35 protein-coding genes are annotated in these 25,857 nt (G+C 61.0%); 33 read left to right on the top strand and 2 right to left on the bottom strand.

The window, feature by feature from the left end; translation table 11 throughout:
* The first annotated feature begins 35 nt into the window (after positions 1–35).
* The 6 genes from FEV51_RS03530 (at position 36) to FEV51_RS03505 (ending at position 4,139) form a co-directional block, all read left to right on the top strand.
* Positions 36–596 (top strand): TspO/MBR family protein, encoded by a 561-nt coding sequence (locus FEV51_RS03530; protein WP_138615916.1) that lies wholly within the window; start codon positions 36–38, stop codon positions 594–596.
* 90 nt (positions 597–686) lie between these two features.
* Positions 687–938 (top strand): accessory factor UbiK family protein, encoded by a 252-nt coding sequence (locus FEV51_RS03525; protein ID WP_138615914.1) that lies wholly within the window; start codon positions 687–689, stop codon positions 936–938.
* A 58-nt stretch (positions 939–996) separates the two neighbouring features.
* Entirely contained in the window at positions 997–1,242 is a 246-nt protein-coding gene (locus FEV51_RS03520; protein WP_138615912.1) for a hypothetical protein, read from the top strand.
* A gap of 46 nt (positions 1,243–1,288) precedes the next feature.
* The gene (gene recO, locus FEV51_RS03515) at positions 1,289–1,888 is read left to right on the top strand and encodes a DNA repair protein RecO (protein WP_138615909.1); all 600 of its coding nucleotides are present in this window, start codon (positions 1,289–1,291) and stop codon (positions 1,886–1,888) included.
* On the top strand, positions 1,888–2,958 hold the full coding sequence (leuB, locus tag FEV51_RS03510; RefSeq protein ID WP_138615907.1) for a 3-isopropylmalate dehydrogenase: 1,071 nt from the start codon (positions 1,888–1,890) through the stop codon (positions 2,956–2,958). Before recO ends, leuB begins: the two co-directional genes overlap by 1 nt.
* A gap of 32 nt (positions 2,959–2,990) precedes the next feature.
* Entirely contained in the window at positions 2,991–4,139 is a 1,149-nt protein-coding gene (locus tag FEV51_RS03505) for a glycosyltransferase family 2 protein (RefSeq protein ID WP_171033021.1), read from the top strand.
* A gap of 21 nt (positions 4,140–4,160) precedes the next feature.
* On the opposite strand, the gene FEV51_RS03500 is transcribed toward FEV51_RS03505, so the two are convergent.
* Positions 4,161–5,432 (bottom strand): phospholipid carrier-dependent glycosyltransferase, encoded by a 1,272-nt coding sequence (locus FEV51_RS03500; protein WP_138615903.1) that lies wholly within the window; start codon positions 5,430–5,432, stop codon positions 4,161–4,163.
* Positions 5,433–5,516: 84 nt separating this feature from the next.
* On the opposite strand from FEV51_RS03500, the gene FEV51_RS03495 reads away from it, so the two are divergent.
* From FEV51_RS03495 to FEV51_RS03475, 5 genes are all read left to right on the top strand, one after another.
* Positions 5,517–6,722, top strand: coding sequence for a trans-sulfuration enzyme family protein (locus FEV51_RS03495; protein ID WP_138615901.1), 1,206 nt, complete (start codon positions 5,517–5,519; stop codon positions 6,720–6,722).
* The gene (locus FEV51_RS03490) at positions 6,719–7,321 is read left to right on the top strand and encodes a 2-hydroxychromene-2-carboxylate isomerase (RefSeq protein WP_138615899.1); all 603 of its coding nucleotides are present in this window, start codon (positions 6,719–6,721) and stop codon (positions 7,319–7,321) included. The genes FEV51_RS03495 and FEV51_RS03490 overlap by 4 nt, the downstream gene beginning before the upstream one ends.
* Before the next feature lie 346 nt (positions 7,322–7,667).
* On the top strand, positions 7,668–8,066 hold the full coding sequence (gene apaG, locus FEV51_RS03485; RefSeq protein ID WP_138616391.1) for a Co2+/Mg2+ efflux protein ApaG: 399 nt from the start codon (positions 7,668–7,670) through the stop codon (positions 8,064–8,066).
* 69 nt (positions 8,067–8,135) lie between these two features.
* Entirely contained in the window at positions 8,136–10,124 is a 1,989-nt protein-coding gene (locus tag FEV51_RS03480) for an alpha/beta hydrolase family protein (protein WP_138615897.1), read from the top strand.
* Between the two features lie 42 nt (positions 10,125–10,166).
* Entirely contained in the window at positions 10,167–10,964 is a 798-nt protein-coding gene (locus FEV51_RS03475) for a LysR family transcriptional regulator (RefSeq protein ID WP_138615896.1), read from the top strand.
* On the opposite strand, the gene FEV51_RS13295 is transcribed toward FEV51_RS03475, so the two are convergent.
* Positions 10,954–11,505, bottom strand: a complete 552-nt coding sequence (locus tag FEV51_RS13295; protein ID WP_246034415.1) for a hypothetical protein — start codon at positions 11,503–11,505, stop codon at positions 10,954–10,956. The two genes, FEV51_RS03475 and FEV51_RS13295, sit on opposite strands and share 11 nt — an antisense overlap.
* 284 nt (positions 11,506–11,789) lie before the next feature.
* Between FEV51_RS13295 and FEV51_RS03465 the strand changes: the two genes are divergently transcribed.
* The 22 genes from FEV51_RS03465 to rplE all read left to right on the top strand — a co-directional run bounded on the left by FEV51_RS03465 (position 11,790) and on the right by rplE (position 25,832).
* Positions 11,790–12,833, top strand: coding sequence for a type I restriction endonuclease (locus FEV51_RS03465; protein ID WP_246034414.1), 1,044 nt, complete (start codon positions 11,790–11,792; stop codon positions 12,831–12,833).
* 142 nt (positions 12,834–12,975) lie between these two features.
* Positions 12,976–13,209, top strand: a complete 234-nt coding sequence (locus FEV51_RS03460) for a hypothetical protein (RefSeq protein WP_138615892.1) — start codon at positions 12,976–12,978, stop codon at positions 13,207–13,209.
* A gap of 55 nt (positions 13,210–13,264) precedes the next feature.
* Positions 13,265–13,492: an AbrB/MazE/SpoVT family DNA-binding domain-containing protein gene (locus FEV51_RS03455; protein WP_138615890.1), complete on the top strand. Its 228-nt coding sequence runs from the start codon at positions 13,265–13,267 to the stop codon at positions 13,490–13,492.
* Positions 13,493–13,531: 39 nt separating this feature from the next.
* Positions 13,532–13,900, top strand: a complete 369-nt coding sequence (locus FEV51_RS03450) for a type II toxin-antitoxin system death-on-curing family toxin (protein WP_222927434.1) — start codon at positions 13,532–13,534, stop codon at positions 13,898–13,900.
* 351 nt (positions 13,901–14,251) lie between these two features.
* Complete coding sequence (rpsL, locus tag FEV51_RS03445) at positions 14,252–14,623, top strand: 30S ribosomal protein S12 (protein WP_138615888.1); 372 nt, start codon at positions 14,252–14,254, stop codon at positions 14,621–14,623.
* Between the two features lie 148 nt (positions 14,624–14,771).
* Positions 14,772–15,242 (top strand): 30S ribosomal protein S7, encoded by a 471-nt coding sequence (gene rpsG / locus FEV51_RS03440; protein ID WP_138615886.1) that lies wholly within the window; start codon positions 14,772–14,774, stop codon positions 15,240–15,242.
* A gap of 135 nt (positions 15,243–15,377) precedes the next feature.
* A complete protein-coding gene (fusA, locus tag FEV51_RS03435; protein WP_138615884.1) occupies positions 15,378–17,471 on the top strand; it encodes an elongation factor G in 2,094 nt (697 codons plus the stop codon).
* A gap of 93 nt (positions 17,472–17,564) precedes the next feature.
* Positions 17,565–18,755 carry an elongation factor Tu gene (gene tuf, locus FEV51_RS03430; protein WP_138615882.1) on the top strand — a complete coding sequence of 397 codons (1,191 nt, stop codon included), beginning with the start codon at positions 17,565–17,567 and terminating at the stop codon, positions 18,753–18,755.
* A 149-nt stretch (positions 18,756–18,904) separates the two neighbouring features.
* Complete coding sequence (rpsJ, locus tag FEV51_RS03425) at positions 18,905–19,216, top strand: 30S ribosomal protein S10 (RefSeq protein WP_138615880.1); 312 nt, start codon at positions 18,905–18,907, stop codon at positions 19,214–19,216.
* Between the two features lie 288 nt (positions 19,217–19,504).
* A complete protein-coding gene (gene rplC, locus FEV51_RS03420; protein WP_138616388.1) occupies positions 19,505–20,380 on the top strand; it encodes a 50S ribosomal protein L3 in 876 nt (291 codons plus the stop codon).
* 2 nt (positions 20,381–20,382) lie between these two features.
* Positions 20,383–21,018 carry a 50S ribosomal protein L4 gene (gene rplD / locus FEV51_RS03415; protein ID WP_138615878.1) on the top strand — a complete coding sequence of 212 codons (636 nt, stop codon included), beginning with the start codon at positions 20,383–20,385 and terminating at the stop codon, positions 21,016–21,018.
* Positions 21,011–21,328, top strand: a complete 318-nt coding sequence (locus FEV51_RS03410) for a 50S ribosomal protein L23 (protein WP_138615876.1) — start codon at positions 21,011–21,013, stop codon at positions 21,326–21,328. Before rplD ends, FEV51_RS03410 begins: the two co-directional genes overlap by 8 nt.
* Before the next feature lie 11 nt (positions 21,329–21,339).
* Positions 21,340–22,176 carry a 50S ribosomal protein L2 gene (rplB, locus tag FEV51_RS03405; RefSeq protein ID WP_138615874.1) on the top strand — a complete coding sequence of 279 codons (837 nt, stop codon included), beginning with the start codon at positions 21,340–21,342 and terminating at the stop codon, positions 22,174–22,176.
* 6 nt (positions 22,177–22,182) lie between these two features.
* Entirely contained in the window at positions 22,183–22,458 is a 276-nt protein-coding gene (gene rpsS / locus FEV51_RS03400; RefSeq protein WP_138615872.1) for a 30S ribosomal protein S19, read from the top strand.
* On the top strand, positions 22,458–22,835 hold the full coding sequence (rplV, locus tag FEV51_RS03395) for a 50S ribosomal protein L22 (RefSeq protein ID WP_138615870.1): 378 nt from the start codon (positions 22,458–22,460) through the stop codon (positions 22,833–22,835). The genes rpsS and rplV overlap by 1 nt, the downstream gene beginning before the upstream one ends.
* A 2-nt stretch (positions 22,836–22,837) precedes the next feature.
* Positions 22,838–23,533 carry a 30S ribosomal protein S3 gene (rpsC, locus tag FEV51_RS03390; protein ID WP_138615868.1) on the top strand — a complete coding sequence of 232 codons (696 nt, stop codon included), beginning with the start codon at positions 22,838–22,840 and terminating at the stop codon, positions 23,531–23,533.
* A gap of 23 nt (positions 23,534–23,556) precedes the next feature.
* Positions 23,557–23,991 carry a 50S ribosomal protein L16 gene (rplP, locus tag FEV51_RS03385; RefSeq protein WP_138615866.1) on the top strand — a complete coding sequence of 145 codons (435 nt, stop codon included), beginning with the start codon at positions 23,557–23,559 and terminating at the stop codon, positions 23,989–23,991.
* Between the two features lie 11 nt (positions 23,992–24,002).
* Positions 24,003–24,212 (top strand): 50S ribosomal protein L29, encoded by a 210-nt coding sequence (rpmC, locus tag FEV51_RS03380; protein ID WP_281281592.1) that lies wholly within the window; start codon positions 24,003–24,005, stop codon positions 24,210–24,212.
* A gap of 10 nt (positions 24,213–24,222) precedes the next feature.
* Positions 24,223–24,513 carry a 30S ribosomal protein S17 gene (rpsQ, locus tag FEV51_RS03375; protein ID WP_138615864.1) on the top strand — a complete coding sequence of 97 codons (291 nt, stop codon included), beginning with the start codon at positions 24,223–24,225 and terminating at the stop codon, positions 24,511–24,513.
* A gap of 59 nt (positions 24,514–24,572) precedes the next feature.
* Positions 24,573–24,941, top strand: a complete 369-nt coding sequence (gene rplN / locus FEV51_RS03370) for a 50S ribosomal protein L14 (protein WP_138615862.1) — start codon at positions 24,573–24,575, stop codon at positions 24,939–24,941.
* Positions 24,941–25,261 (top strand): 50S ribosomal protein L24, encoded by a 321-nt coding sequence (gene rplX, locus FEV51_RS03365; RefSeq protein WP_138615860.1) that lies wholly within the window; start codon positions 24,941–24,943, stop codon positions 25,259–25,261. The genes rplN and rplX overlap by 1 nt, the downstream gene beginning before the upstream one ends.
* Positions 25,254–25,832 (top strand): 50S ribosomal protein L5, encoded by a 579-nt coding sequence (gene rplE, locus FEV51_RS03360; RefSeq protein ID WP_138615858.1) that lies wholly within the window; start codon positions 25,254–25,256, stop codon positions 25,830–25,832. The genes rplX and rplE overlap by 8 nt, the downstream gene beginning before the upstream one ends.
* The last annotated feature ends 25 nt before the right edge of the window (positions 25,833–25,857 follow it).

Here is a 25,857-nt window from a genome sequence, read left to right as displayed (position 1 = left end):
TCCGGTTGCGAATCGGGAAATCGGGGAGTTTTTCCATGAACATGCTGGCATCGCGCGGACAATTGCGCGCGAGCTTCATTCGTTGGGCGCTGTTTATCGTGCCGCTGGTGATGCTGCTTGGTTTCCTGTCGGGCCGCGTTGCCGGCTCCGGGCCGGGCAATCCGTGGTTCGATGCGCTGGTGAAACCGGGTATCTATCCGCCGCCCGCCGCCTTCGGAATTGTCTGGTCGATCCTTTACCTGATGATGGGCGTCGCGCTGGCGATGGTCTGCGCCGCCTGGGGCGCGCGCGGACGCAAAGCGGCGATCTGGGCCTTCGTGGTGCAGATGGCGCTCAATCTGGCGTGGACGCCTGTGTTCTTCGCCGCGCATCAGCTGACCGGCGCGCTGGCGGTGATCATTCTGCTGGATATTGCCGTGGTGATCACGATCATGCGGTTTTGGAAAGTGCGTCCGGTCGCGGGCATGCTGCTGGTGCCCTATCTGGCGTGGATCCTGTTCGCGACGGCACTCAACTGGCAATTCCTTGAACTGAACCCTGATGCCGATGGCGCCAATCCATCCGGAGCGGTTGAACGGGTGCGGATCGGCGGTTGAGTGCGCTGATCCGGCCTGGGCAATGGCGGACCAGCACCGCATCAGGCAGAAGCCCTAGACAAAATCTCCCTCCCGCCCCATCTGGGCGGGATGCAATCACAGAACCCGCTTATCGCCGATTTCGTCAAGCTCGCCAATTCGGCTGCCGGCACGCTCGCCGGAATGACCCGTGAGGCGCGCGACAGTGCGCGTGAACGCGCGCGTGAGACCTTTGGCGGAATGGATTTCGTCACCCGCGAGGAATTCGACGCGGTCAAGGCGATGGCCCGCAAGGCCCGCGAAGACAATGACGCGCTGGCCGACCGTATCGCCGCACTCGAAGCGCGCATCGGCGGCGGCTGACCGTTCGGGAACCTTCGCAAATTTTGTAGCGTTGCTATTGCCGAAAGGCGTCGCAACCATGTTCACCCAGCTTGATCCACCGATCCCCCTCCATGTGCTCGGCAAGGGAGACGGTTATGCGCTTGGCGTTATCGATTACGGTCAGGAGCACAATTTGATCTGGGTTACTGCCATCGATGAAACTGGCGAAATCTGGTGTGCTCCCAATCCTGAGGTCCGGATGCAGGCGAACTGGACAATGGGCCGAGCGCCGGGTCTGGCAATGAAGGCCTCGAAAGATGCTCTGAAGCAGGCTGCAAGCTGATAGCATCCTCTCGACACGCCTCTGCATTCGGGTAACCATCGCCCCCATGCAGCTTCGCGCCCCCGCCATACTGATCGCCGCGCGTGCGCATGGCGAAACTGCCGTGATCGCGCGGCTGCTGACCGAAGAGGTTGGGCTGATCGCTGCCTATATCGCGGGCGGCCGCGGGCGGCAGCTGCGCCCGGTGGTGATCCCTGGCAATCTGGTGGCGGCGGATATCCGCTCCAAATCCGAAAACCAATTGCCCTATGCCCGGCTGGAACTGACCACCAGCCGGGGGCCGTGGCTGTCCGAGCCGCTGGCGTCGGCTGCCATCAGCTGGGTCTGCGCGCTGACCGCCAGCACGCTGCCTGAACGCAATGCCTATCCCAGTCTCTATCGTGCGCTGGGCGGGTTGCTCGATGCGATCTGCGCGGCCCCTTCGGCGCGGGGCTGGGTGGAGGGGCTGGTGGGCTATGAAATGCTGCTGCTGCGCGAGCTGGGATATGGCGGCGGCCCGCGACCCGCGATAGCCAGCCTTGAGCAGGGCCTCGAAATTCTCGACCGGTTGGAGAGTCAGATCGCCGCCTACCTGCTTGCCGACACCCGCGCCGACGTTATGGCCGCACGCACGCTGCTGCGTGAACGGCTCGCAAGGATGGTTTGATGAAAATCGCGATACTCCCCGGTGATGGCATAGGCCCAGAAGTAACCGATCAGGCGGTGCGGGTGCTCGATGCGCTGGCGCTGCCCGGACTGACGCTGTTCAGCGGCGATGTCGGCGGGATTGCATACCAGCGCCACGGCACGCCGCTGCCCGCCGAAACGCTGGAAATGGCGCGCGCTGCGGATGCTGTCTTGTTCGGCGCAGTGGGCGACCCCTCATGCGACGATTTGCCGCGCGAGCACCGTCCGGAACAGGCAATTCTGGGGCTGCGCAAGCAGCTGGGACTGTTCGCCAATCTGCGGCCCGCAGCGGGCTGGGCGGGGCTGGAGCATTTGTCCCCGCTGCGACCGGAACTGGCCAGCGGGATCGACCTGCTGGTGGTGCGCGAACTGACCGGCGATGTTTATTTCGGCGCCAAGGGTGAGCGGACGACGGCGGCGGGTGAGCGCGAGGGGTGGGACGAAATGGCCTATTCCGCCCCCGAAATACGCCGCATCGCGCATACGGCCTTTCGCGCCGCGCAAGGCCGCCGGGGCCGGGTCACCAGTGTCGACAAGGCCAATGTGCTGGAAACCAGCCGCATCTGGCGCGAGACTGTGATCGAAATCGCCGCCGAATATCCCGATGTCACGCTCGACCATATGTATGTCGACAATGCCGCGATGCAGTTGGTGCGGGCACCCGCCAGCTTTGATGTAATCCTGACCGGCAATCTGTTTGGTGATATCCTGTCCGATCAGGCCAGCGCCTGTGTCGGGTCGATCGGCCTGCTGGCCAGCGCTTCGCTGGGCGAGCGCCAGACCGCATACGGCACCTTCGGCTTGTATGAACCCATCCACGGCAGCGCGCCTAATATTGCCGGGCAGGGCAAGTCCAATCCGGTCGCCGCAATCCTCAGTCTGGCAATGCTGCTGCGCCATTCGCTGGGGCGCGAGGCGGAGGCCGAGCGGATCGAACGCGCAGTTGCCAAGACACTTGCCACGCAGGTGCGCGGCGCGGACCTTGGCGGCAGCGCCGCGACCAGCGAAATCGGCGATGCCGTTGTTAGGACGCTGCTAACCATATCTTGAGTTTTGCCCCATATCCGGGTCATGCAATGGATATGACTCACCCGACCCCCGCCTCTGTCCCGCCTGCCGCCATCCGGCCCGCAGTTGCGCAATCGCTTGAGCTGGCGATCATCCTGCCCACGCTGAACGAGCGCGACAATCTGGCGCCGCTGGTCGAACGGATCGAAGGCGCGCTGGGCGTTCACGGCTGGGAGGTGCTGATTGTCGATGACAATTCCGCCGATGGCACCGCCGATGAAGCGCGCCGCCTGTCGCTGACTGACAACCGCGTGCGCGTGATCCAGCGGATCGGCCGCCGCGGGCTGGCCAGCGCCGCGATCGAAGGGTTCTGCGCCACCGCTGCACCCTATGCCGCCGTGATGGATGCCGATCACCAGCACGATCCCAAGCTGCTGGCCGATATGCTGGCCGCAGTGAAATCGGGCGAAACCGATGTGGCGGTTGCCAGCCGCTTTGCCGATGGTGCCAGCATGGCCGAATGGAACCGTCCCGACCGCGAGAAGCTGTCCGGCCTCGCCAATGCGCTGGCCCGCAAGCTGACCGGCGTGGAGCTGAGCGACCCGATGAGCGGGTTTTTCCTGCTGCCCACCGCCACCGCGCGCAAACTGGTCCCCAGCCTGTCCGGCATCGGCTTCAAGATCCTGCTCGATTTGCTGGCAACCTCCGAAGAGCCGCTCAAGGTGAAAGACTTTCCCATGAACTTTTCCGCCCGCCGCGCCGGCGAATCCAAGCTTGACCGCGCGATTGCCTTCGATTTCCTCGCCGGGCTGTATGACAAGAGCTTTGGCCGCGTCATCCCGACCCGTTTTGCCCTGTTCGCTACCGTCGGCGCACTGGGCGTGGTGGTGCACATGGCAATCCTCTACGCTCTGATGCTGGCCTTTTCGGCAGGGTTTTCATGGGCACAGGCCATTGCGACCTTTGGCGCGATGAGCTTCAATTTCTGGCTTAACAATTGGCTGACTTACCGTGACAAGCGGCTGAAAACGGCGGACAAGGTGTTCTGGGGCTGGGTCAGCTTCATCGCCGCCTGCTCGATTGGCGCCTTCGCCAATGTCGCGGTGGCCACCACGCTGCATGACCGGGGCCTGCACGCGATCCTGGCCGCATTGGTCGGCATCGTCATCGGTTCGGTGTGGAACTACGCCCTGTCCAGCCGCTTCGTCTGGGGCCGGTTCTAAGCCGATAGGCACGGCGGGAAATCACCGCCAGCTGATCAGCCAGGTCCACCATGTGAAGCTGTTGACGCCTTCCAGCGGCGCGGCGCTGAGGATCGGATAGAAGCCTGCAAACAACACCATGCTAGCCGCCAGCACTGCCAGTGCCGACTTGCGCCATCCCGCCTCCCGCAGATCATCCATCGACAATGCCAAGGCGGCGAGCAACACCATGCCGGGCAGGAAATAGTGGTAATAGAACTGCACAGATTTGGGTGCGACCATCCAGAAGCCCAGGCTGACAGCATACAGCAGCACCACCGCGCCATGCGCCGCGCGCCGCCGCACCATGCCCTGCCACAGACACCAGAACAGCGCGGGCAATCCCAGCAGCATCGTCAGCGGATTGCCGATCAGCATCACTCCGCGCTGCGCCCCGTCGACCAGCTCGTAAAGATACCAGATTGCGCGCCAGTTGATCACCCAATCGGGCCAGCTTGACTGATAGGGATGCGATGACAGCACCTGCGTTTGCAGCGACAGCATCTCGCGGTGATGCGCGATCAGGCCCCCCTCGATCGCGCCATTGGCGAAGCAATACGCCGGGATGAAAGTGGCGGCGTAAACCAGCAATGGCACCGCGCCCAGCCACAGCGCAGCCTCTGCCAGAGTGATCCCCGGCACCGGCGCACCGCGGCGTGACAGCAGCAAACGCCGCCGACCCGCGCGCCAGCGCAGCATCAGGAACGCCAGCCCCGGCAGCACCGCCAGCGGGATCGCATTCCACTTGGCCGCCATCGCCAGCCCCAGCGCCGCGCCGGTCAGCGCCAATCGCCAGCGCCCCGTCTCCGGCTCGCGCATCGCGCCCGCCATCTGCCACGCCGCTACGCACAGGAATGCGACCATGAAAATATCGAGCATCGCGATCCGCGCATGGACAAACAGCGCAAAGCCGGTCGCCAGCAGCACGCCATAGGCCAGTGTGGCAAACCGGCTGCAACTGGAAAACCACAGCGCCCGCATCGCAGCGAACAGTGCCAATGCCCCCGCCAGCGAGGGGAATATCCGCCACCCCCAGCTGTTATCACCCAGCAGCGCGATACCCGCCGCCAGCAATTCCTTGCCCAGCAACGGATGTTCGCGATTGGTGTAATCCCCCATCGCCAACAGCTCACGCGCGGCGGGCAAATAATGCACCTCGTCGAAATAGGGCGCGGTGGGGATCGCCAGATTGGCCAGCACCAGCAGCCAGAACGCCAGTGCGATGATGGCGCACCAGGCCAGGGGGTCGCGGGGCTGGTCGGGGGCGCGGCTCATCACGCCATCGCCTAAGCGAGGCTTTGCGCGCTGACAACAGCCTTTGCTTGCGGCGACTTGGGTGGCTGCTAGACACCGCCCGCTATGAAAAAGACCACCGGAACCGACCGCTCGATCACGTCACATTGGCGCCCCGCAACGCAGGCTGTGCGCGGGGGGACCTGGCGCAGCGAACATGGCGAGACCAGCGAGGCGCTGTTCCTGTCCTCTGGTTATACCTATGACGATGCCGCGACTGTCGCGGCGCGCTTTGCGGGTGAGGCGGAGGGGATGACCTATTCGCGCCTGCAGAACCCCACCGTCGCAATGCTGGAGGAACGCATCGCGCTGATGGAAGGCGCAGAGGCGTGCCGGGCGCAGGCCAGCGGGATGGCGGCGATGACGGCGGCGTTGCTGTGCCAGTTGTCAGCGGGCGACCATGTGGTTGGCGCGCGCGCGGCGTTTGGCTCGTGCCGCTGGCTGCTCGATTCTCTGTTGCCACGCTTCGGGATCGAATGCAGCGTGATCGACAGCACCGATGACGCCGCGTGGGAGGCCGCAATCCGCCCCAACACCAAAGTCTTCTTTTTCGAGACGCCCGCTAATCCCACGCTCGACGTGGTCGATCTGGCGCATGTCTGCGGGCTGGCCAAGGCGCACGGGATCACCAGCGTGGTCGACAACGCCTTTGCCACTGCGGCGCTGCAACGCCCGATGGAATTTGGTGCTGACGTGGTGGCCTATAGCGCCACCAAGCTGATGGACGGGCAGGGCCGTGTGCTGGCCGGCGCGATCTGCGCATCGCAGCAATGGATCGAGGAAGTGCTGCTGCCGTTCCAGCGCAACACCGGGCCGAATATCTCGCCCTTCAACGCCTGGGTTGTGCTCAAGGGGCTGGAGACGCTGAGTCTGCGCGCGCACCGGCAGAGCGAAAATGCGCTGGCGCTGGGCCGCTTTATCGAAACCCGCGTCCCGCGCATCCTGCACCCCGGTCTGCCAAGCCACCCGCGCCATGAACTGGCGGCCAGCCAGATGGATGCCTTCGGCCCGATCTTCGCATTCGAAGTGGCTGACCGTGCGCAGGCCTTTGCCCTGCTCGACGCATTGGAACTGGTCGATATCTCGAACAATATCGGCGATGCGCGCAGCCTGATGTGCCATCCCGCCAGCACCACCCACGCGGGCATGACGCAGGAAGACCGCGACGCGATGGGCGTGACCGAGGGGCTGCTGCGGATCAATGTGGGGCTGGAGGATATTGAGGACGTCAAGGAAGACCTCGTCCGCGCGCTAAAGGCTGCGGGGCTGTGAACCGCACGGTCGAACTGATCTTCGACCTCGCCGCGCCCAATGGCTATCTCGCATATTATCCCCTGCGCGATATCGCACAGCGGCAGGGCGCCGCGCTGGTGGTGACGCCGGTGTTTCTTGGCGGAATGCACAAGCTTACCGGCAATTCCCCGCCGATGACGCGGGACGCAGGGGTGAAGGGCAAAGTCGAATATGCGATGCTGGAATTCCAGCGTTTCGTGAAAAAGCACGGCATGGACCGGTTCCGCGTGCATCCCGCACTGCCATTCAATTCAATCCTGCTCCAGCGGCTGCTGGTGGCTGTATCTGGTGACGAGCGGATCCGGTTGGTCGAGGCGCTGCTGCCCGCCGTGTGGGAGCGCAATATCGACTGCGGCGATGTTGAGATGGTAGCTGCGGAACTGACCGCTGCGGGCTTCGACGCGGCGGCGCTGCTCCAACGCACTCAGGACCCGGCGGTGAAACAGGTCTTGGCCGACAACACCGCCCACGCGGTGGTGCGCGGTGCATTCGGCATTCCGACAATGTTCGTCGGTAATGAAATGTTCTTCGGCAAGGAACGCCTGAGCCAGATCGAGGACGAACTCGCCCGCGTCTGAATGCTGCGGCGCGTTAGACGATCAGCAGTGCTACCAGAGGCGCAGCGAGCGCCAAGGGCACCCGGCCGACTCCACTGGTCTGGCACACCAGACGCTGGACAAAGGAAAACAGCATGACCCACTCCGCTTTGCAAAAGACAATCCGGCCTTTCGCTCCAGTGTTCACACTAAAACCACCATACTAAGGCTTGCTGTCGAAGCGCGGTAAACCGATGTTAACCATCGGCTACGGATTTATACTCAGGAATATGGGCTTGGCGTCGGTGAGGTAAGTGAGCCACGCCACAGAGGGTAACTGGCCCGCTGCCCTTGTCGGGGGCGGATCAGGCGCTATTTTGGGGGGGTGATTGCAGAACTCTTCCAGCATGCCGCCATGACCGACGGGATAACCGTTCGGGTCGTGGCCAATTTCCTTCCCGAACAGTCGGAGCCGGAGGCGGGGAAGTGGTTCTGGGTGTATCATATCCGCATTGAAAACCATTCGCACGAGCGGGTCCAGCTGATGACGCGGCATTGGCGGATCACCGATGGTGCGGGCATGGTCAGCCATATCGAAGGTGACGGTGTGGTTGGCGAACAGCCGGTGCTGATGCCGGGGCAGAGCCATGATTATGTCTCTGGCTGTCCGCTGGATACGCCGCATGGTTCGATGGAGGGGTTCTACACTTTCCACGCCGAAGACGGATCACCGCTGGAAGTGCGCATCCCGTTCTTCCCGCTGGCGGCGCCTGCCACTGCATCCTGATTGGCGGCGCGCATAAGCGCTTGTCATAGGGCACAATTCGCATAGACTTTGCCTGTCGCAGGGGGTTTTATGTCGCGTTTTCGTTCAAGGTTCAGCTTCGCTGCCGCCTCTGTTGCGCTGGCTCTGGCCGCACCTACAGCCGTTATCGCGCAGGCAGCACCGGAACCCGCGCCCGCGATTGATGCGCAGGGCCGCCCTGCAGAAATCCCGGTCAAAGCCTTCGCTTCTCAGCTCAAACTTGGCGGGGCCAAATTGTCCCAGACCGGGCGGCGGCTGGCGATGACCGAAAGCGTCGATGGCAAAATGCTGGTGCGAATTTACGATGCCTCGACCCGCGCGCTGGAGCGTACGGTCGAAGTTGCCGACGCGGACAATTTTCTCTGGTTCAAATGGGCGGGCGACAACCGCATCCTGCTCTCGGTAATTCGGGAAGACAAGACCGCGCTGTATTGGGCGCAGAGCTCGCGGTTGCTGGTGGTCGATGTCGCCACGGGCGCGCTGAGCTATGTCGGGTTGGCGCGGCAGGGTCAGGAAGGCGACGACCTGCTTTATACCGATCCGGCTGGCAGTTATGTGCTGCTGTCGCTGAACAATGACGGATCGCGGCAACAGGACGTCTGGCGCCTCCCGCTTGATGGCAATGCTGAGCAAAACGGCATTATCGTGCAGGAAAAAGATCGCGATATCGATGAATGGTACGCTGATAGCGCGGGGGTCGTGCGGCTGGGCATCGGGATTACCGGCGGCGGCTCTGTCGAGATATTCTATCGCTCCGGTCCGGGTCAGGAATTCACCCGCGTCACCAAGTTCAAGGCCAAAGACGAAGCAGCGATGGACGCGTGGGATATCATTGGTATCCGGCCGGGCAGCGATCTGGGCTATGCTTTCGTCAAAACCGATGACGGCCGCAAGGTGTTGCGCGAAGTGGATTACCGGACTGGCGAGCCGGGGCGGATCGTTTTCGAAGACCCGCGCTGGGATGCTGAAGAGGTCGTTTTCGACAAGGCGGGCAAGGCGATCGGTTCTGGGATTACCGAAGACTCCTCGCGGCGCATCTGGTTCACTCCGGAAATGCAGCGGGCGCAGGCAGATCTTGAGGCGGCTCTGGGGGTTGGTCAGGTTCGCATTATCTCGGTGGCCGAGCAGGGCCGGATGCTGGTGCTGCAGGATGGGCCTGATGATCCAGGCGGCCTGTATATTTACAGCCCCAATGAAAAGCGCCTCGATTTCTTCGCCAATCTACGGCCTAAAATCGATTTCCGGCTGCTGGCAAAGGGGCAGGCATTTGACGTGCCCACGCGCGACGGGGGCACCATGCGCAGTTATCTCACGCTGCCGCGCGGGCGGGGTGATGGCAATTTCCCGCTGGTGATCATGCCCCACGGCGGCCCGTTCGGAGTGCGCGACACGCTGGACTATCAGGACTGGGTGCAATTGCTCGCCAATCGCGGCTATGCGGTGGTGCAGCCCAATTACCGCGGATCAGGCGGGTTCGGCAAAGCCTATGAGGATCGCGGCGAGGGCGAGATCGGTCGGCGGATGCAGGACGATCTGGATGATGCCGTGGCCTGGGCCGTGGCGCAGGGGCATGCCGATCCGGCGCGGGTGTGCATCTTCGGGGCCAGTTATGGGGGCTATGCTGCGCTGTGGGCGGTGATCCGCAACCCGGATATCTATCGCTGCGCGGCGAGCTGGGCTGGCGTGACCGATTGGGACCGCCAGCTGGCCTATGACAAGGACTATCTCGGCAACCGTTTCTATCGCGAGAAGTGGAAGCCGATCGTCCGGGGCAAGACGCGCAATTTCGACCTCAGCGATGTGTCGCCGGTGGCCAAGATCAGGCAGCTCGACCGACCGGTGCTGCTGGCGCATGGCCGCAAGGACAAGCGCGTGCCGTTCCGCCAGTTCGAGGTGATGACCAAGGCGGCAGAGCGCAATCGCAAGACGCTGGAGACGCTGGCTCTGGATGATGGCCATTCGATTGCGGACGAGGAGAATGAGGAAAAGCTGCTGATCGCGGTGGTGGATTTCCTCCAGCGGCACAATCCGGCGGACTGACCGCTTGTGTTGCAATGCAGCACTGCTTAACAGGCGTGCACCATGAAGCGTACGCACCTGCCCCTCAACGCCCTGCGCGTCTATGACGCCGCTGCCCGGCACCTCAGCTTTACCCGCGCGGCGGACGAGCTGGCGGTGACACCCGCCGCCGTGGGCCAGCAGATTCGCGCGCTGGAGGATCATCTGGGCACCGTGCTGTTCCGCCGCACCAGCAAGGGGCTGGAGCTGACCGAGGAAGGCGATGCCGGGCTCGACGCGCTGCGCGAAGGCTTCCTGAAGTTCGAGGAAAGCGTCGCCGCAATGCAGGCCGGGCAGGCCAGCGACAGCTACACCATCGCCGCCCCGCGCGAATTCTACGCGCAGTGGCTGGCCCCGCGGCTGGCCGAATTTGCCAGCTCCTCGCCCGATCTGCGCTTTACCTTCGTGGCGGACGAGAATGCCGACTTTACCGAGGCGAACCTCGATTGCGCGATCCGGCTGGTTGACGGGCCGGGCGATCTGGAGGGCGTGGAACTCGCCCCCGCCAGCCGCATGACGGTGGCCCGCGCGGCCGCCCACGGCGGCGCTCCCGATCGCTGGATCGACTGGGGCGTGCCGCTGCCCGACGGGGCGGAGGCGCATATCGCGGTCAGCAATGCGGGTCAGGCGCTGTCGAGCGCGCTGGCCGGGCTGGGCCGCGCGGTGCTGCCCGAACTGCTGGTGCGCGATGCGCTGGACGATGGCCGGCTCGATGCGCTGGAAGGCCCCGCCGCCGGCCGCCGCGCCTATTGGCTGGTCGCCCCCACGCCGCAATGGCGCACGCGCAAGGTCAGATCGCTGGTGGATTTCCTCAGCGCGTAATCACGCCGGCTGCGGCCAGCACCTCGCCGCGAATACGCTCGTACAGCGGGTGTCCGGGCACGATAGCACGCTCGTCCACGCGGAAGGCAGTGCGCAAGCCCAGAAGATAGATCAGCAACCCGTTGCCGCGTCCGGCCCAGCCGCTGACGGGATCATCGTCGAACCCGCCGCCCAGCGCCCGCTCCAGCGCGCAATCCTCCAGCCGTTCGGTCCCGTGGCGCAGCGCGGCATCCCAGGCGGCGGCAAACCCCTCCGCCCCGGGCCGTGCGCGCAGCTTGTACAGCGCCTCCAGCGATTTGCCGATGGAGCGCGCCGCCTGGGTGACGATGCCGGTGGCGGCGAGGGTGGCGACAAAGCGGCGCTGGAGATCGGGCGTAATCGAATTGCGCCGCGGCGCGGTGTGGAGATAGGGCGCAAAACCCAGCAGCGGATCGTCCGCCTCCGGCTCGGGCGCAGTATAGGCAACCGCAGAAGTCGCCTGCCGCGCAATCGCGCGGGTGGGGGTGAGGGAGGGGCTGCTGGGTGTTTCGTGGTCGCTCATGACCGCGATCAGATTGCAGAAAGCAGGCGTGTAGGAAAATGGTTCTTTTTGAGCGCGAAGTTGAGCTGAAGCCTAAAAGCCCGCATTCCTCCGACAACCTAGACTAATCAGCCCAGAGGCCAGTTCGACGAAGTGATACAGTTCGGCATTGCCGACGTCTTTACGGTGCTGCGGGTGATCCGCAAAATCTTCGAGAGATAGACCTTTTTCCGAAGCAAGATCATGATAAGACTGTGCGTCTAGATTATCGGCAAATGGAGGGAAATATGGACCTAGAAGCAAGCATGACTGACCTGCAGTCAAAGTTGCGTGAGCATCGCGAGATCTTAGAAACTGAAGAAGCAGCTAAGACGACGCTTGTCCTGCCCTTTCTGCGAGCGCTCGGCTACGATATTTTTGACCCATCTGAGGTCAAGGCCGAGTTCACTTGCGACGTAGGCACCAAAAAAGGTGAAAAGGTCGATTACGCTCTTTGCGTTGGTGGTGAGGTGACAATTTTAGTTGAGTGTAAGCCAGTCACGAGCGAACTATCAATTAAGCACGCAAGTCAGCTTTTTCGATACTTTGCAGCTACATCAGCGCGAGTGGCGCTGCTAACAAATGGCGTAATTTATAAGTTCTTCACGGATTCCGAACGCGCCAACATGATGGACGAGAAGCCATTCTTTACGTTCAATCTCGAGATATTCCGTAAGTCCGACATAAAACATCTTAGTACGTTTCAAAGAGCCGATTTTGATCTTGATCGCATTGTCAGTCAGGCCGGAACGCTAAAGCTCCACTCCCAAGTTTCCGCTGAACTGCGTAAGGAATTTTCGGAGCCATCAGAAGAATTTGTTAGATTGTTTGCCTCACGGTTGCATGATGGCCGCTTAACAGAGCCGGTACGCCAAAGATTCCAAGCGGTCATCGTTCAAGCAATCTCCAGCCTGATCCGCGAAGGCATCAATGAGCGATTGGAAAACGCGATGTCGCATGGGCAGGATGTAACTGAGCCGAATCAAGGTGGCCCATTGCCAGACGCTATCGAAACTACGCAAGTTGAGATTGATGGCTTCAATATCGTACGTGCTATTTGCTCTAAATTTGTGGCTCCTGACAGGGTAATAATGAGGGATGCAAAGTCGTATTGCGCTGTGTTGTTAGACGATAATAATCGCAAGCCGATTGCACGCTTACATTTTAATAGCTCAACCGCTCGTTATCTCGGCGTCTTTACAGGAAAGAATGAAGAGGAGCGTCGCGTTGTCACCACACCCGTAGATATTTATCAACATGCAGACGCGATAGCGGCTCGAGTGCAAGAACTTCAAGAAGTTAAATCTTGACTTTAATTTGCTAAAATAATTATGAATTTAGGTCCAAGTTATTATGCCTCCTTGACTTTTATCACTTGGGATAGCCTGTGTACGAAAATTAAGTGATGCATATGTTAAGGCAAGTAAACCTTTTTAAAGTTTAGGAATGGTTATGAAATGGGTTTTAATTTTCATGATTTATGCGGCGCCAGTAGACGCAGTGGACTGGGACGGTCCTTGGACATTTGGGTCGACACATTTGGTCGAAGAACCTTTTAATTCCGAAGCGGAATGTCGAAACGAAGCAGTGCAAGCAATCGGTCGTATCCATCAGGGCATGTTGGCTCCGGTGCGCTATCGTTGTGTTCAAGTAGAAGCTGGTCTGCCCGAAGGCGCGCCGCGCTGATTCCCGAAAACAACATCCCATTGCACCGCCCCACCTCCACCGTTATAACACCCGTATGAACACAACGCTCAAGATAACCCGCATCGGCAATTCCGCCGGAATCGTGCTGCCCAAGGAGGTGCTGGCCCGGATGCGTGTCGGGCTGGGCGATGCGCTGTATCTGACCGAGGCGCCTGACGGGGTTCGCCTCACCGCGCACGATCCGGACTTCGCAGCGACGTTGGAAGTGGCCGAGGAGATCATGCGCGAGGATCGCGGCATCCTGCGCGCACTTGCCAAGTAGGTGCCCAAGCTGGTCACAGGCCGTAGCGAACCGCTCTGGTTGGGCGAGCCGGTTATTCTTGCGGTGCATGACCGTCAGCTAGGCGAGCACGGCGGGCCCGCAGGGCTGCGCGACGCCGGCGCCATGGCGAGCGCGCTCGCGCGGCCGGTCAACCAGTGGCATTATGGCGAGGAAGATCGGTGTGCGCTGGCGGCTGCCTATGCCTTCGGCATCGCGCGCAATCATCCGTTCGTGGACGGCAACAAGCGCACGGCCTGGGTCGCGGCACGGCTTTTCCTTCGGCTTGCGGAGTATCCGCTGCGTTTTGCGGAAGCGGATGCGATTGCAACCGTGCAGGCGCTGGCAGCGGGCGATCTGGCCGAAGATGAACTGGCCGATTGGCTGCGCGGGCATTGCGGCGCGGCTTGACCCGCGCCCCGTCCCCCGCTAAGCGCACCGCCATCCGGACGTAGGATTCGCCCACGCGGCTCCAACCCCGGCCAAATAGAGCTGAACATTGCCGGTCATGTCCCGGGAGCCTGCCGCATTTGCGATCAGGCTTTTTTCTATTGCAGCGATCGTGCCCCGCGGGGTGCTGACCGCTTCGGGGCATCCGTCAAAGTAACCCGGTGGCCGTGTGCGGCCGGGCGGAGTGTTTCAGGCTCGTGCGAACAGACTGCCCCGGTGCTCTTGCAGCATCCGTGCGGTGCTCGCCCGATCCTCCGACCCGCCGCCCGCAACCACACGTCGCCGCCATTCAAACGGTGAAGTGAGTAATTCATGCCGACAATCAACCAGCTGGTCCGCAAGGGCCGCGTTGCGCAGAAGGCCAAGTCCAAGGTCCCTGCCATGGAAGCCAACCCGCAGAAGCGCGGCGTTTGCACCCGCGTCTATACGACGACCCCGAAGAAGCCGAACTCCGCATTGCGCAAGGTTGCCAAGGTCCGCCTGACCAACCAGCGCGAAGTGATCACTTACATCCCCGGTGAAGGCCACAACCTGCAGGAGCACAGCGTTGTGCTGATCCGCGGCGGGCGTGTGCGCGATCTTCCCGGTGTGCGTTACCACGTCCTGCGCGGCGTGCTCGACACACAGGGTGTGAAGGACCGCAAGCAGAGCCGTTCGAAATACGGCGCCAAGCGTCCGAAGTAAGGTTTAGTCGCGGCGTAAGCCCGGCTCCGGCCCGATGCGCCACCCGGCTACCCCTGGCGAGGTAGCATTTGGGTGGCCGGGTGGGGGAGCGGGCCGGAGCCGCAAGCCCCGACGGATGTCGGGGCGCACTCCGAAGGAGTTCGAGAAAATGTCACGTCGTCGTCGTCCCGAGAAGCGGGAAATCCTGCCTGATCCGAAATTTGGTGATCAGGTCCTGTCCAAGTTCATGAACAACCTCATGTATGATGGCCGCAAGGCTGTTGCCGAAGGTATCGTCTACACCGCGCTCGACACTGTCGAGACGAAGGCCAAGGCGAACCCGGTCGAGCTGTTCCATACGGCTTTGGAAAACATCAAGCCGCAGGTCGAGGTGCGTTCGCGCCGCGTCGGCGGTGCCACTTATCAGGTGCCGGTCGAAGTTCGTCCCGAGCGTGCCCAGGCGCTGGCCATTCGCTGGCTGATCTCGGCCGCGCGTGGTCGTCCTGAAACCACGATGGCAGCACGTCTGTCGTCGGAACTGATGGATGCGGCCAACAATCGCGGTAACGCGGTCAAGAAGCGCGAAGACACGCACCGCATGGCGGACGCGAACCGCGCCTTCTCGCACTACCGCTGGTAACAGATGGACTGCTCCCGCTCCTGCGCGCCATGAGGCGAGGCAGGGGCGGGGCGGCCCGTCTTTAACCGGTCACGACAAACCCCATATGGGGAGTGCTCGACCCCGAGCCCCCTTTTCGACCCTGAGGAATTCCACATGGCCCGCGAGTATCCGCTTGAGCGCTATCGCAATATCGGCATCATGGCCCACATCGATGCCGGCAAGACCACCACGACCGAACGCATCCTCTACTACACCGGCAAGTCCTACAAGATCGGCGAAGTCCATGACGGCGCCGCGACCATGGACTGGATGGAGCAGGAGCAGGAGCGCGGGATCACCATCACGTCAGCCGCCACGACCACGTTCTGGCAGGCCGAAGACGGCGAAGGCCCCAAGCACCGCATCAACATCATCGACACCCCCGGGCACGTCGACTTCACCATCGAAGTCGAACGCTCCCTGCGCGTGCTCGACGGCGCGGTCGCGGTCTTTGACGGCGTCGCGGGCGTAGAGCCCCAGTCCGAAACCGTATGGCGCCAGGCCGACAAATACGGCGTTCCGCGTATGTGCTTTATCAACAAATTGGACCGCACCGGCGCCGACTTCTATTACTGCGTGCAGTCAATCGTCGACCGCCTCGGCGCGAAGCCGCTGGTGCTGTATCTTCCGATCGGCGCGGAAGCCGATCTGAAGGGGGTTGTCGACCTGGTAAACATGCGCGGTATCGTATGGGAAGACGAAGCGCTGGGTGCCAACTTCAACTATGTCGATATCCCTGCGGATATGGCCGACAAGGCCGCAGAATACCGCGAGATGCTGGTCGAGACTGCCGTTGAGCAGGACGACGACATCATGGAGCAGTACCTTGAAGGTAACGAGCCTGACGCGGCGACGCTGAAGATGCTCGTCCGCAAAGGCACGATGAACCAGTCATTCGTTCCTGTGCTGTGCGGTTCGGCGTTCAAGAACAAGGGCGTCCAGCCCCTGCTCGACGCGATTGTCGACTACATGCCGAGCCCGCTCGACGTGCCAGCGATCAAGGGCGTGTTGCCCGACAGCGACGTTGAAGAAACGCGTCCATCGACCGATGACGCGCCGTTCAGCGCGCTGGCGTTCAAGATCATGAACGATCCGTTCGTGGGCTCGCTGACCTTCACCCGCATCTATTCGGGCAAGCTGGCCAAGGGCCAGGTCCTGAATTCGGTGAAGGACAAGAAAGAAAAGATCGGCCGTATGCTGCTGATGCATTCCAACAACCGCGAAGACATCGAAGAAGCCTTTGCCGGTGACATCGTTGCGCTGGCCGGCATGAAGGATACCACCACCGGCGATACGCTGTGTGACACGGCCAAGCCGATCATTCTTGAGCGGATGGAATTCCCCGAGCCGGTGATCGAGCTGTCGGTGGAACCCAAGACCAAGGCCGACCAGGAAAAGATGGGCGTTGCGCTCAATCGTCTGGCTGCCGAGGATCCCAGCTTCCGCGTTGCGACCGATCACGAATCGGGTCAGACGATCATTAAGGGCATGGGCGAGCTTCACCTCGATATCCTGGTTGATCGCATGAAGCGCGAATTCAAGGTTGAGGCCAATGTCGGTGCGCCGCAGGTGGCTTACCGCGAATCACTGGCACGTCCGATCGACGTCGATTACACGCATAAGAAGCAGTCGGGCGGCTCCGGCCAGTTCGGCCGCGTCAAGGTCAAGGTCACTCCGGGTGAGCGCGGTCAGGGCGTCGTTTTTGATGACAACATCAAGGGCGGCAACATTCCGCGTGAATACATTCCGGCGATCGAAAAGGGTTTCCGCGAGCAGGCCAACAGCGGCTATCTCGTCGGCTTCCCGATCATCGATTTCAGCATCGAGCTGTATGACGGTGCATACCATGACGTCGATTCGTCCGCGATTGCGTTCGAAATCTGCGGCCGTGGTGCGATGCGTGAAGTGGCCGAACGGGCGGGTATCAAGCTGCTCGAGCCGGTCATGAAGGTCGAAGTTGTCACTCCCGAGGATTACCTCGGCGATGTGATCGGCGATCTCAACAGCCGTCGTGGCCAGATCCAGGGCACCGACACGCGCGGCAACGCTCAGGCTGTCGAGGCACACGTGCCGTTGGCCAACATGTTTGGCTACGTTAACGAGCTGCGTTCGTTCACTCAGGGGCGTGCCCAGTATTCGATGCAGTTCAGCCACTATGAAGAGGTCCCGGCAAACGTCGCGGCCGAGGTCAAGGAGAAGCTTGCTTAAGCACGCTTCAAGGTCTAGGGGCGGCGCCTAATTCATCGGGTGCCGCCTGCGACTTGGTGAAATTCAATCTGACAAACAGAGGTTACTAGTAACATGGCGAAGGAAAAATTTCAGCGGAACAAACCGCACTGCAACATTGGCACCATTGGTCACGTTGACCATGGTAAAACTACGCTGACTGCGGCGATCACCAAGGTGATGGCCGAAGCTCATGGCGGTGCAGCGGTTGACTTCGCGAACATCGATAAGGCTCCCGAAGAGCGCGAGCGCGGCATCACCATTTCGACCGCACACGTCGAATATGAAACCGAAGCGCGCCACTATGCGCACGTCGATTGCCCTGGACACGCCGATTATGTGAAGAACATGATCACCGGTGCCGCCCAGATGGACGGTGCGATCTTGGTTGTGAATGCAGCTGACGGCCCGATGCCCCAGACCCGCGAGCACATCCTGCTTGCTCGTCAGGTCGGCGTTCCGGCGCTGGTCGTGTACATGAACAAGGTCGATCAGGTTGACGACGAGGAAATCCTCGAGCTCGTCGAACTGGAAGTCCGCGAACTGCTCAGCTCGTATGATTTCGATGGCGACAACATTCCGATCGTTAAGGGTTCGGCTCTGGCCGCTCTTGAAGGCCGCGATGACAACATCGGCAAGGAATCGATCCTTGAGCTGATGAAAGCTGTCGACGAGCACATTCCGCAGCCTGAACGTCCGGTCGACAAGCCCTTCCTGATGCCGATCGAAGACGTGTTCTCGATCTCGGGTCGTGGTACGGTTGTGACCGGCCGTGTTGAAACCGGCATCGTGAATGTTGGCGACGAATGCGAAATCGTCGGCATCAAAGACACTACCAAGACGACCGTGACCGGCGTTGAAATGTTCCGCAAGCTGCTCGATCGCGGCGAAGCTGGTGACAACATTGGTGCGCTGATCCGCGGTGTTGGCCGTGAAGATGTTGAGCGTGGTCAGGTTCTGGCCAAGCCCGGTACCGTGAACCCGCACACCGAGTTCTCGGCAGAAGTTTACGTGCTGTCGAAGGATGAAGGCGGCCGTCACACGCCATTCTTCGCCAACTACCGCCCGCAGTTCTACTTCCGCACCACCGACGTGACCGGTGAAGTGATCCTCCCCGAGGGCACTGAAATGGTCATGCCGGGCGACAACGTAACCATCGGCGTCAAGCTGATTGCACCGATCGCTATGGACGAAGGCCTGCGCTTCGCCATCCGTGAAGGTGGCCGGACCGTCGGTTCGGGGGTTGTCAGCAAGATCACGAAGTAATATAGGCGCGCGACCGGCGGGGGATTCGCTCCTTCGCCGGTCGCAGTTTTCAGGAGGGCCGCCCCTCGCCAGTTGCTGGCTTGGTGGGGCGGTTCTTCATTTTTGGGCGGTCTTCGGACTGTCTTGGCTCTTTCGCATCGGTATAGGTAATGGAAGCTCAGAATATCCGCATTCGCCTCAAGGCGTTCGACCACCGCGTCCTCGATCAGGCAACTGGCGAAATCGCCGAAACTGCCCGCCGGACCGGCGCTCTTATTCGTGGCCCCATTCCGCTGCCGACGCGTATCGAGAAGTTCACCGTGAACCGCGGCCCGCACGTCGACAAAAAGTCGCGCGAGCAGTTCGAAGTTCGCACTTACAAGCGGTTGCTCGATATCGTGCAGCCCAACGCCCAGACCGTGGACGCGCTGATGAAGCTCGACCTGGCAGCGGGCGTCAATGTCGAGATTAAGCTCGCTTAAGTCTCGATCCGGTCGCCGGCTGCGACCTTAAACTGGCCGAAAGTTAAAGGGGTCCTCGATGACCCCGCCGGTCACAAGATCGGCAAGACATCGGGATACCGCCGGATAATATCCGGGTCTGCGTCCCCCGTCTGTTTCTCCAAGCCATCCTGGCTGCGGGAAGCAACTCAGCCCGGACGGGGCGCCGCATCATACATCGGGCTGAACGGGTCCTGTCGAAGGAAACTTTGATAGGCGCCCACACGCACCTGGAATGGGTTCAGGTGCCTCTGGTTAGGAGTTTTGACGATGCGCACAGGCGTGATCGCAAAGAAAGTCGGGATGACCCGCCTCTTTCAGGAGGACGGTCGGCACGTGCCGGTTACCGTTTTGGCACTGGAAGAATGCCAGGTTACATTGCACCGCACCGTCGAACGTGATGGCTATTTCGCGCTTCAGGTCGGTTCGGGCGAGGCCAAGCAGAAGAACGTCAGCAAGCCGCAGCGCGAAGCTTTTGCCAAGGCAGAAGTCTCGCTGAAAATGAAGGTCGCCGAATTCCGTCTCGAAGACGAAAATGGTTTCCTTCCTGTCGGCGCTACGATCTCTGCCGAACATTTCGTAGCAGGCCAGAAGGTCGACATCACCGGGCACACCCAGGGTAAGGGTTTTGCCGGTGCCATGAAGCGCTGGAACTTCGGCGGCCTGCGGGCATCGCACGGCGTTTCGGTCTCGCACCGTTCGCACGGTTCGACGGGTAACCGTCAGGATCCGGGCCGCGTGTTCAAGGGCAAGAAGATGGCCGGCCACATGGGCGACCGTCAGCGCACCCAGCAGAACCTCGAAATCGTCCGCACCGACGCGGCGCGCGGCCTGCTCTTCGTCAAGGGCTCGGTGCCAGGCTCGAAGAATGGCTGGCTGCTGGTCCGTGACGCGGTCAAGCTTTCGCTTCCCGAAGGCGTGCCGTTCCCCGGCGTGATCCTTGAGAAGAAGAGCACCCAGCCCGAGCATGAAGAAGCGGCTCCCGGCCTGGTCGAGAGCGCAGCTGAGCATGAAGTCGTGACCGACGTAACGCCGGAGCAGCAGGCTGAACTGCTGAAAACGCAGGAAGCCGGAGCCGACACCGAGGCCGAAGCCACCGAGAACAGCACCGACGGCGCCGCCGACGGTGAAAGCAAGGAGTCCTGATCGTGAAGGTCAAGGTCCAGAAAATCGACGGTAAAGCCGTTACGGGCGCCGGGGGCGACATCGAACTGAACGATGGCGTGTTTGGGGTCGAGCCGCGTGCCGACATCCTGCACCGCGTCGTGACATGGCAGCTTGAAAACCGCCGCGGCACAGCACGTCCCACGCGTGAGCGTTCGGACGTTGCCCGCACTGGCGCGAAGTTTGGCAAGCAGAAGGGCGGCGGTACTGCCCGTCACGGCGACCGCGCAGCCCCGATCTTTATCGGCGGCGGCAAAGCGCACGGTGCTCGCAAGCGCGACTTCAATCCGTCGCTCAACAAGAAGATCCGTGCACTCGGTCTGAAAATGGCGCTTTCGAGCAAGGCCAAGGACGGCCTCATCGTCGTCGACAGCCTTGATCTCAAGGATGCCAAGACCAAAGCGCTCAAGGGTCACTTCGACAAGGCTGGCTGGAGCGGCAAAGTGCTGTTCATCGATGGCGAGACTGTCAACGACGGCTTCATGAAAGCCGCGAGCAACTTGCCGAACGTGAACGTGCTCCCGGCGATGGGCGCCAATGTTTACGACATCCTGAAGCATGACACGCTGGTCCTCACCAAGGACGCTGTCGAGAAGCTGGAGGCGCGCTTCAATGGCTAAGAAGCAAAAAGCCGAGATCGACGCGCGTCATTATGACGTGATTGTTGCTCCGCACATCACCGAGAAAGCGACGTTGGCTTCCGAGCATAACGCCGTTGTCTTCAAGGTAGCGACCGACGCGACCAAGCCGCAGATCAAAGAGGCCATCGAGGCCATCTACGATCGCAAGGTCAAAGCCGTGAACACCCTGGTGATGAAGGGCAAGACCAAGCGTTGGAAGGGTAAACCTTACAAGCGCACCGATGTGAAAAAAGCAGTTGTGACTCTGGTCGATGGCCAGGACGCAATTGATATCACCAGCGGTATCTGAGGGCAGGAACGATGGCACTCAAGAATTTCAAACCGACAAGCCCCGCACGCCGCGGCCTCATCCTTGTCGACAAGTCCGGCCTGTACAAAGGCAAGCCGGTCAAGTCGCTCACGGAAGGCAAGCGCAAGACGGGCGGCCGTAACAACAAAGGTCATATCACTTCGCGTGGTATCGGCGGCGGTCACAAACAAAAGTACCGCTATATCGACTTCAAGCGTCGCAAGTGGGACGTTGAAGGCACCGTGGAGCGGATCGAATATGATCCCAACCGCACCGCTTTCATCGCGCTCATCAAGTATGCTGATGAAGAGATGGCCTACATCATCGCCCCGCAGCGTCTTGCTGTTGGCGACAAGGTGGTTGCAGCGGAGAAGACCGACACCAAGCCGGGCAACGCCATGTTGCTGGGTCAGATGCCGGTCGGCACCATCTGCCACAATGTCGAGATGAAGCCGGGCAAGGGCGGTCAGATCGCCCGTTCGGCAGGCGCTTATGTGCAGCTGGTCGGTCGTGACCGCGGCATGGTCATCGTCAGGCTCAATTCAGGCGAGCAGCGTTATCTGCGCTCCGACTGCATGGGTACTGTTGGTGCCGTTTCGAACCCGGACAACCAGAACCAGAACCTGGGCAAGGCCGGTCGTCGCCGTTGGATGGGCATTAAGCCGCTCACCCGTGGTGTCGCAAAGAACCCGGTCGATCACCCGCACGGCGGCGGCGAAGGCCGCACCAGCGGTGGCCGTCATCCCGTTACGCCATGGGGCAAGCCGACCAAGGGCGCCCGGACCCGCAACAACAAGCAGACGGACAAGATGATCATCCGTTCGCGCCACGCGAAGAAAAAGAGGTAATCCGACATGGCTCGTTCCGTCTGGAAAGGTCCGTTCGTCGAACTCAGCCTTCTTAAGAAGGCTGAGGACGCGCAGGACAAGAGTGCCCGTGCACCGATCAAAACCTGGTCGCGCCGCAGCACGATCCTGCCGCAGTTCGTTGGCCTCACGTTCAACGTCTACAACGGTCGCAAATTCATCCCCGTCGCTGTTTCGGAAGAAATGGTCGGCCACAAGCTTGGCGAGTTCGCACCCACGCGTACTTTCCCGGGCCACGCTGCCGACAAGAAGGGTAAGCGCTAATGGGCAAGGCTAAATCTCCCCGCCGTGTTGGCGAAAACGAGGCGCTTGCTGTCGGGACCACGATCCGTGGGTCGGCACAGAAGCTGAACCTCGTCGCCGGTCTGATCCGCGGCAAGAAGGCCGAAGAGGCCCTGAACATCCTCTCCTTCAGCAAGAAGGCGATGGCGCGGGACGCCAGCAAAGTGCTCGCCAGTGCGATCGCCAATGCGGAAAACAACCACAACCTCGACGTCGATGCGCTCGTGGTGGCAGAAGCTTCGGTCGGTAAATCGATCACGATGAAGCGCTTCCACACTCGCGGCCGTGGCAAGTCCACACGCATCCTCAAGCCGATCAGTCGGCTGCGCATCGTGGTTCGCGAAAGTGAGGAGGCCTGATCATGGGTCATAAAAGTAATCCGATCGGCCTGCGTCTGCAGATCAACCGCACTTGGGACAGCCGCTGGTACGCCGAAGGGCGTAACTATGCCCAGCTGCTCAAGGAAGACATCGAGATCCGCAAGTACATCATCGGCGCGCTGCCGCAGGCAGCGATTTCGAAGGTGGTGATCGAGCGTCCGGCAAAGCTTTGCCGGGTATCGATCTATGCGGCCCGTCCTGGTGTCATCATTGGCAAGAAGGGCGCGGACATCGAAAAGCTTCGCACCAAGCTGGCCTCGATGACCGACAGCGAAGTGAAGCTGAACATCGTTGAAATCCGCAAGCCGGAAATCGATGCCAAGCTGATCGCCCAGGGCATTGCCGACCAGCTGATCCGCCGTGTGGCTTTCCGCCGGGCAATGAAGCGCGCGATGCAGTCTGCCATGCGTCTGGGTGCCGAAGGCATCAAGATCATGTGCGGCGGCCGTCTTGGCGGGGCAGAAATTGCCCGTGTCGAGCAGTATCGCGAAGGCCGTGTGCCGCTGCATACGCTGCGTGCAAATGTCGATTACGCCGATGCCGAGGCACTGACTGCCTATGGCATCATCGGGATCAAGGTGTGGGTCTTCAAGGGTGAGATCCTCGCTCATGATCCGACCGCACATGACCGCCTGATGATGGAAGCGCAGACCTCCGGCGTCCGTCCGGCGCGCTGAGCTAGAATTCGAGAGTAAGCAAGATGCTGCAACCGAAGAAAACCAAGTACCGCAAGGCGTTCAAGGGTAAGATCCATGGACTGGCCAAAGGCGGCACGTCGCTGAATTTTGGCTCCTATGGCCTCAAGGCCCTAGAACCCGAGCGTATTACCGCTCGCCAGATCGAAGCTGCGCGCCGTGCAATCACGCGTCACATCAAGCGTCAGGGCCGTCTCTGGATCCGCGTTTTTCCCGATGTGCCGATTTCGAAGAAGCCTGCCGAAGTCCGTCAGGGTAAGGGCAAGGGTTCAGTCGAATATTGGGCTGCCCGCGTGAAGCCGGGTCGGATCCTGTTCGAACTCGACGGCGTCGCTGGCCCGCTGGCTGCCGAAGCTTTTGAACGCGCTGCGATGAAGCTGCCGATCAAGACGAAGGTCGTAGCACGTCTCGGCGACACCTCGCACCTGGGAGGCGAATGATGGCCCAGAAATTGACCAAGACCGAAGACCTTCGCCAGAAGAGCGACGATCAGCTGTCCGAAGAACTCGTCACGCTGAAGCGTGAAGCGTTCAATCTCCGCTTCCAGGCGGCGACGAACCAGCTCGAAGGACCGGCGCGTATTCGCGAAGTCCGTCGCACGATCGCGAAGATCAAGACGTTGCAGTCCGAGCGTTCGCGCTCGGAAGCTGCAAAGGCTTAAGGAGTAGACCATGCCCAAACGTATCCTTATCGGGACCGTCACCTCCGACAAGACCGACAAGACCGTGACCGTGCTTGTCGAGCGCAAGGTGAAGCACCCGCTGTACGGGAAGATCATCCGTCGTTCGAAGAAGTATCACGCCCACGACGAGAGCAACGAGTTCACGCTCGGTGACAAGGTTCGCATCGAAGAGACGCGACCGATCTCGAAGACCAAGACCTGGCGGGTTCTCGACCGGGTCGTTGCCGGCGGCGTGCAGGCAATCGAAGCGGACCTCGACGTCGAGGCCGCGGGCAACTGAATTAGACGTTAGGAACTGCCGGACCCGTTCCGGCAAGCCAGTGAGAAGGAAACGGATCTATGATCCAGATGCAATCCAATCTCGACGTCGCGGACAACAGCGGCGCAAAGCGCGTCCAGTGCATTAAAGTACTGGGTGGCTCTAAGCGCCGGACTGCTTCCGTAGGCGACGTGATCGTGGTTTCCGTCAAGGAAGCCCAGCCGCGCACCAAGGTGAAAAAGGGCGATGTCCATCGCGCTGTCATCGTGCGCACCCGTAAAGATGTCCGTCGTCCCGATGGCAGCGTCATTCGCTTCGACAGCAATGCTGCGGTTCTCGTCAACAAGAACGAAGAACCTATCGGTACGCGTATCTTTGGCCCGGTTGTGCGCGAGCTGCGCGGCCGCGGCTTCATGAAAATCATCTCGCTTGCGCCGGAGGTGCTGTAATGGCTTCCGCTAAGATCAAGAAGGGTGACACCGTTGTCGTGCTCTCGGGCAAGGACAAGGGTCTGACCGGTACGGTTTCCAAGGTCATGCCGAAAGACGGCAAGATCGTGGTCGAGGGCGTCAACATCGCCGCTCGTCACCGCAAGCCGAGCCAGACAAACCCGCAGGGTGGTATCGATCGCTTCGAAGCGCCGATGCACCTGTGCAAGGTTGCGCTCGCCGATCCCAAGGACGGCAAGCCCACCCGCGTTCGTTTTGAAGACAAGGACGGCAAGAAAGTCCGCGTCGCTGTAAAATCTGGGGAAACCATCGATGGCTGATTATACCCCCCGCATGCGCAAGCGCTTTGACGATGAAATCGTCAAGGCGATGACTGAAAAGTTCGGCTACAAGAACCGGCTCGAAGTCCCCAAGCTCGAAAAAGTCACGATCAATATGGGCGTGGGCGAAGCGAGCCAGGACAAGAAAAAGGTTCAGGTTGCAGCCGAGGAAATGGCGCTGATCGCTGGTCAGAAGCCGGTTATCACCAAGGCCAAGAAGTCGATCGCCCAGTTCAAGCTGCGCGAAGGCATGCCGATCGGTTGCAAGGTGACCTTGCGCCGTGAACGTATGTACGAATTCATGGACCGTCTGGTGACTGTCGCAATGCCTCGTATCCGCGACTTTCGTGGGGTTAACCCCAAGTCGTTCGATGGCCGCGGCAATTACGCGATGGGCCTGAAAGAACAGATCATCTTCCCCGAGATCAGCTACGACAGGATCGATACGGTCCGGGGCATGGATATCATTGTAACCACCACGGCGAAGACCGACGACGAAGCGCGTGAACTGCTGCGTCTGTTTGGTTTCCCGTTCCCGGCTGAAGAGTCGGAAGAGAAGGAAGCGGCGTAAGCCGCCAGGAAAGAGAGCTTAAGTC

Origin of the sequence: Qipengyuania marisflavi (genome assembly GCF_005884405.1) — a bacterium.
Classification (GTDB): Bacteria; Pseudomonadota; Alphaproteobacteria; order Sphingomonadales; family Sphingomonadaceae; genus Qipengyuania; species Qipengyuania marisflavi.
Note: the sequence above shows the minus strand (reverse complement) of the source record. Positions and strands in the feature narration are given on the sequence as shown.

What these genes read in the sequence shown, in the direction of transcription:
- FEV51_RS03530 (WP_138615916.1), top strand. Translation starts at nt 36, where the DNA reads ATGAACATGCTGGCATCGCGCGGACAATTGCGCGCGAGCTTCATTCGT.
- FEV51_RS03525 (WP_138615914.1), top strand. Translation starts at nt 687, where the DNA reads ATGCAATCACAGAACCCGCTTATCGCCGATTTCGTCAAGCTCGCCAAT.
- FEV51_RS03520 (WP_138615912.1), top strand. Translation starts at nt 997, where the DNA reads ATGTTCACCCAGCTTGATCCACCGATCCCCCTCCATGTGCTCGGCAAG.
- recO (WP_138615909.1), top strand. Translation starts at nt 1,289, where the DNA reads ATGCAGCTTCGCGCCCCCGCCATACTGATCGCCGCGCGTGCGCATGGC.
- leuB (WP_138615907.1), top strand. Translation starts at nt 1,888, where the DNA reads ATGAAAATCGCGATACTCCCCGGTGATGGCATAGGCCCAGAAGTAACC.
- FEV51_RS03505 (WP_171033021.1), top strand. Translation starts at nt 2,991, where the DNA reads ATGACTCACCCGACCCCCGCCTCTGTCCCGCCTGCCGCCATCCGGCCC.
- FEV51_RS03500 (WP_138615903.1), bottom strand. Translation starts at nt 5,432, where the DNA reads ATGAGCCGCGCCCCCGACCAGCCCCGCGACCCCCTGGCCTGGTGCGCC.
- FEV51_RS03495 (WP_138615901.1), top strand. Translation starts at nt 5,517, where the DNA reads ATGAAAAAGACCACCGGAACCGACCGCTCGATCACGTCACATTGGCGC.
- FEV51_RS03480 (WP_138615897.1), top strand. Translation starts at nt 8,136, where the DNA reads ATGTCGCGTTTTCGTTCAAGGTTCAGCTTCGCTGCCGCCTCTGTTGCG.
- FEV51_RS03475 (WP_138615896.1), top strand. Translation starts at nt 10,167, where the DNA reads ATGAAGCGTACGCACCTGCCCCTCAACGCCCTGCGCGTCTATGACGCC.
- FEV51_RS13295 (WP_246034415.1), bottom strand. Translation starts at nt 11,505, where the DNA reads ATGAGCGACCACGAAACACCCAGCAGCCCCTCCCTCACCCCCACCCGC.
- FEV51_RS03465 (WP_246034414.1), top strand. Translation starts at nt 11,790, where the DNA reads ATGACTGACCTGCAGTCAAAGTTGCGTGAGCATCGCGAGATCTTAGAA.
- FEV51_RS03460 (WP_138615892.1), top strand. Translation starts at nt 12,976, where the DNA reads ATGAAATGGGTTTTAATTTTCATGATTTATGCGGCGCCAGTAGACGCA.
- FEV51_RS03455 (WP_138615890.1), top strand. Translation starts at nt 13,265, where the DNA reads ATGAACACAACGCTCAAGATAACCCGCATCGGCAATTCCGCCGGAATC.
- rpsL (WP_138615888.1), top strand. Translation starts at nt 14,252, where the DNA reads ATGCCGACAATCAACCAGCTGGTCCGCAAGGGCCGCGTTGCGCAGAAG.
- rpsG (WP_138615886.1), top strand. Translation starts at nt 14,772, where the DNA reads ATGTCACGTCGTCGTCGTCCCGAGAAGCGGGAAATCCTGCCTGATCCG.
- fusA (WP_138615884.1), top strand. Translation starts at nt 15,378, where the DNA reads ATGGCCCGCGAGTATCCGCTTGAGCGCTATCGCAATATCGGCATCATG.
- tuf (WP_138615882.1), top strand. Translation starts at nt 17,565, where the DNA reads ATGGCGAAGGAAAAATTTCAGCGGAACAAACCGCACTGCAACATTGGC.
- rpsJ (WP_138615880.1), top strand. Translation starts at nt 18,905, where the DNA reads ATGGAAGCTCAGAATATCCGCATTCGCCTCAAGGCGTTCGACCACCGC.
- rplC (WP_138616388.1), top strand. Translation starts at nt 19,505, where the DNA reads ATGCGCACAGGCGTGATCGCAAAGAAAGTCGGGATGACCCGCCTCTTT.
- FEV51_RS03410 (WP_138615876.1), top strand. Translation starts at nt 21,011, where the DNA reads ATGGCTAAGAAGCAAAAAGCCGAGATCGACGCGCGTCATTATGACGTG.
- rplB (WP_138615874.1), top strand. Translation starts at nt 21,340, where the DNA reads ATGGCACTCAAGAATTTCAAACCGACAAGCCCCGCACGCCGCGGCCTC.
- rpsS (WP_138615872.1), top strand. Translation starts at nt 22,183, where the DNA reads ATGGCTCGTTCCGTCTGGAAAGGTCCGTTCGTCGAACTCAGCCTTCTT.
- rplV (WP_138615870.1), top strand. Translation starts at nt 22,458, where the DNA reads ATGGGCAAGGCTAAATCTCCCCGCCGTGTTGGCGAAAACGAGGCGCTT.
- rpsC (WP_138615868.1), top strand. Translation starts at nt 22,838, where the DNA reads ATGGGTCATAAAAGTAATCCGATCGGCCTGCGTCTGCAGATCAACCGC.
- rplP (WP_138615866.1), top strand. Translation starts at nt 23,557, where the DNA reads ATGCTGCAACCGAAGAAAACCAAGTACCGCAAGGCGTTCAAGGGTAAG.
- rpsQ (WP_138615864.1), top strand. Translation starts at nt 24,223, where the DNA reads ATGCCCAAACGTATCCTTATCGGGACCGTCACCTCCGACAAGACCGAC.
- rplN (WP_138615862.1), top strand. Translation starts at nt 24,573, where the DNA reads ATGATCCAGATGCAATCCAATCTCGACGTCGCGGACAACAGCGGCGCA.
- rplX (WP_138615860.1), top strand. Translation starts at nt 24,941, where the DNA reads ATGGCTTCCGCTAAGATCAAGAAGGGTGACACCGTTGTCGTGCTCTCG.
- rplE (WP_138615858.1), top strand. Translation starts at nt 25,254, where the DNA reads ATGGCTGATTATACCCCCCGCATGCGCAAGCGCTTTGACGATGAAATC.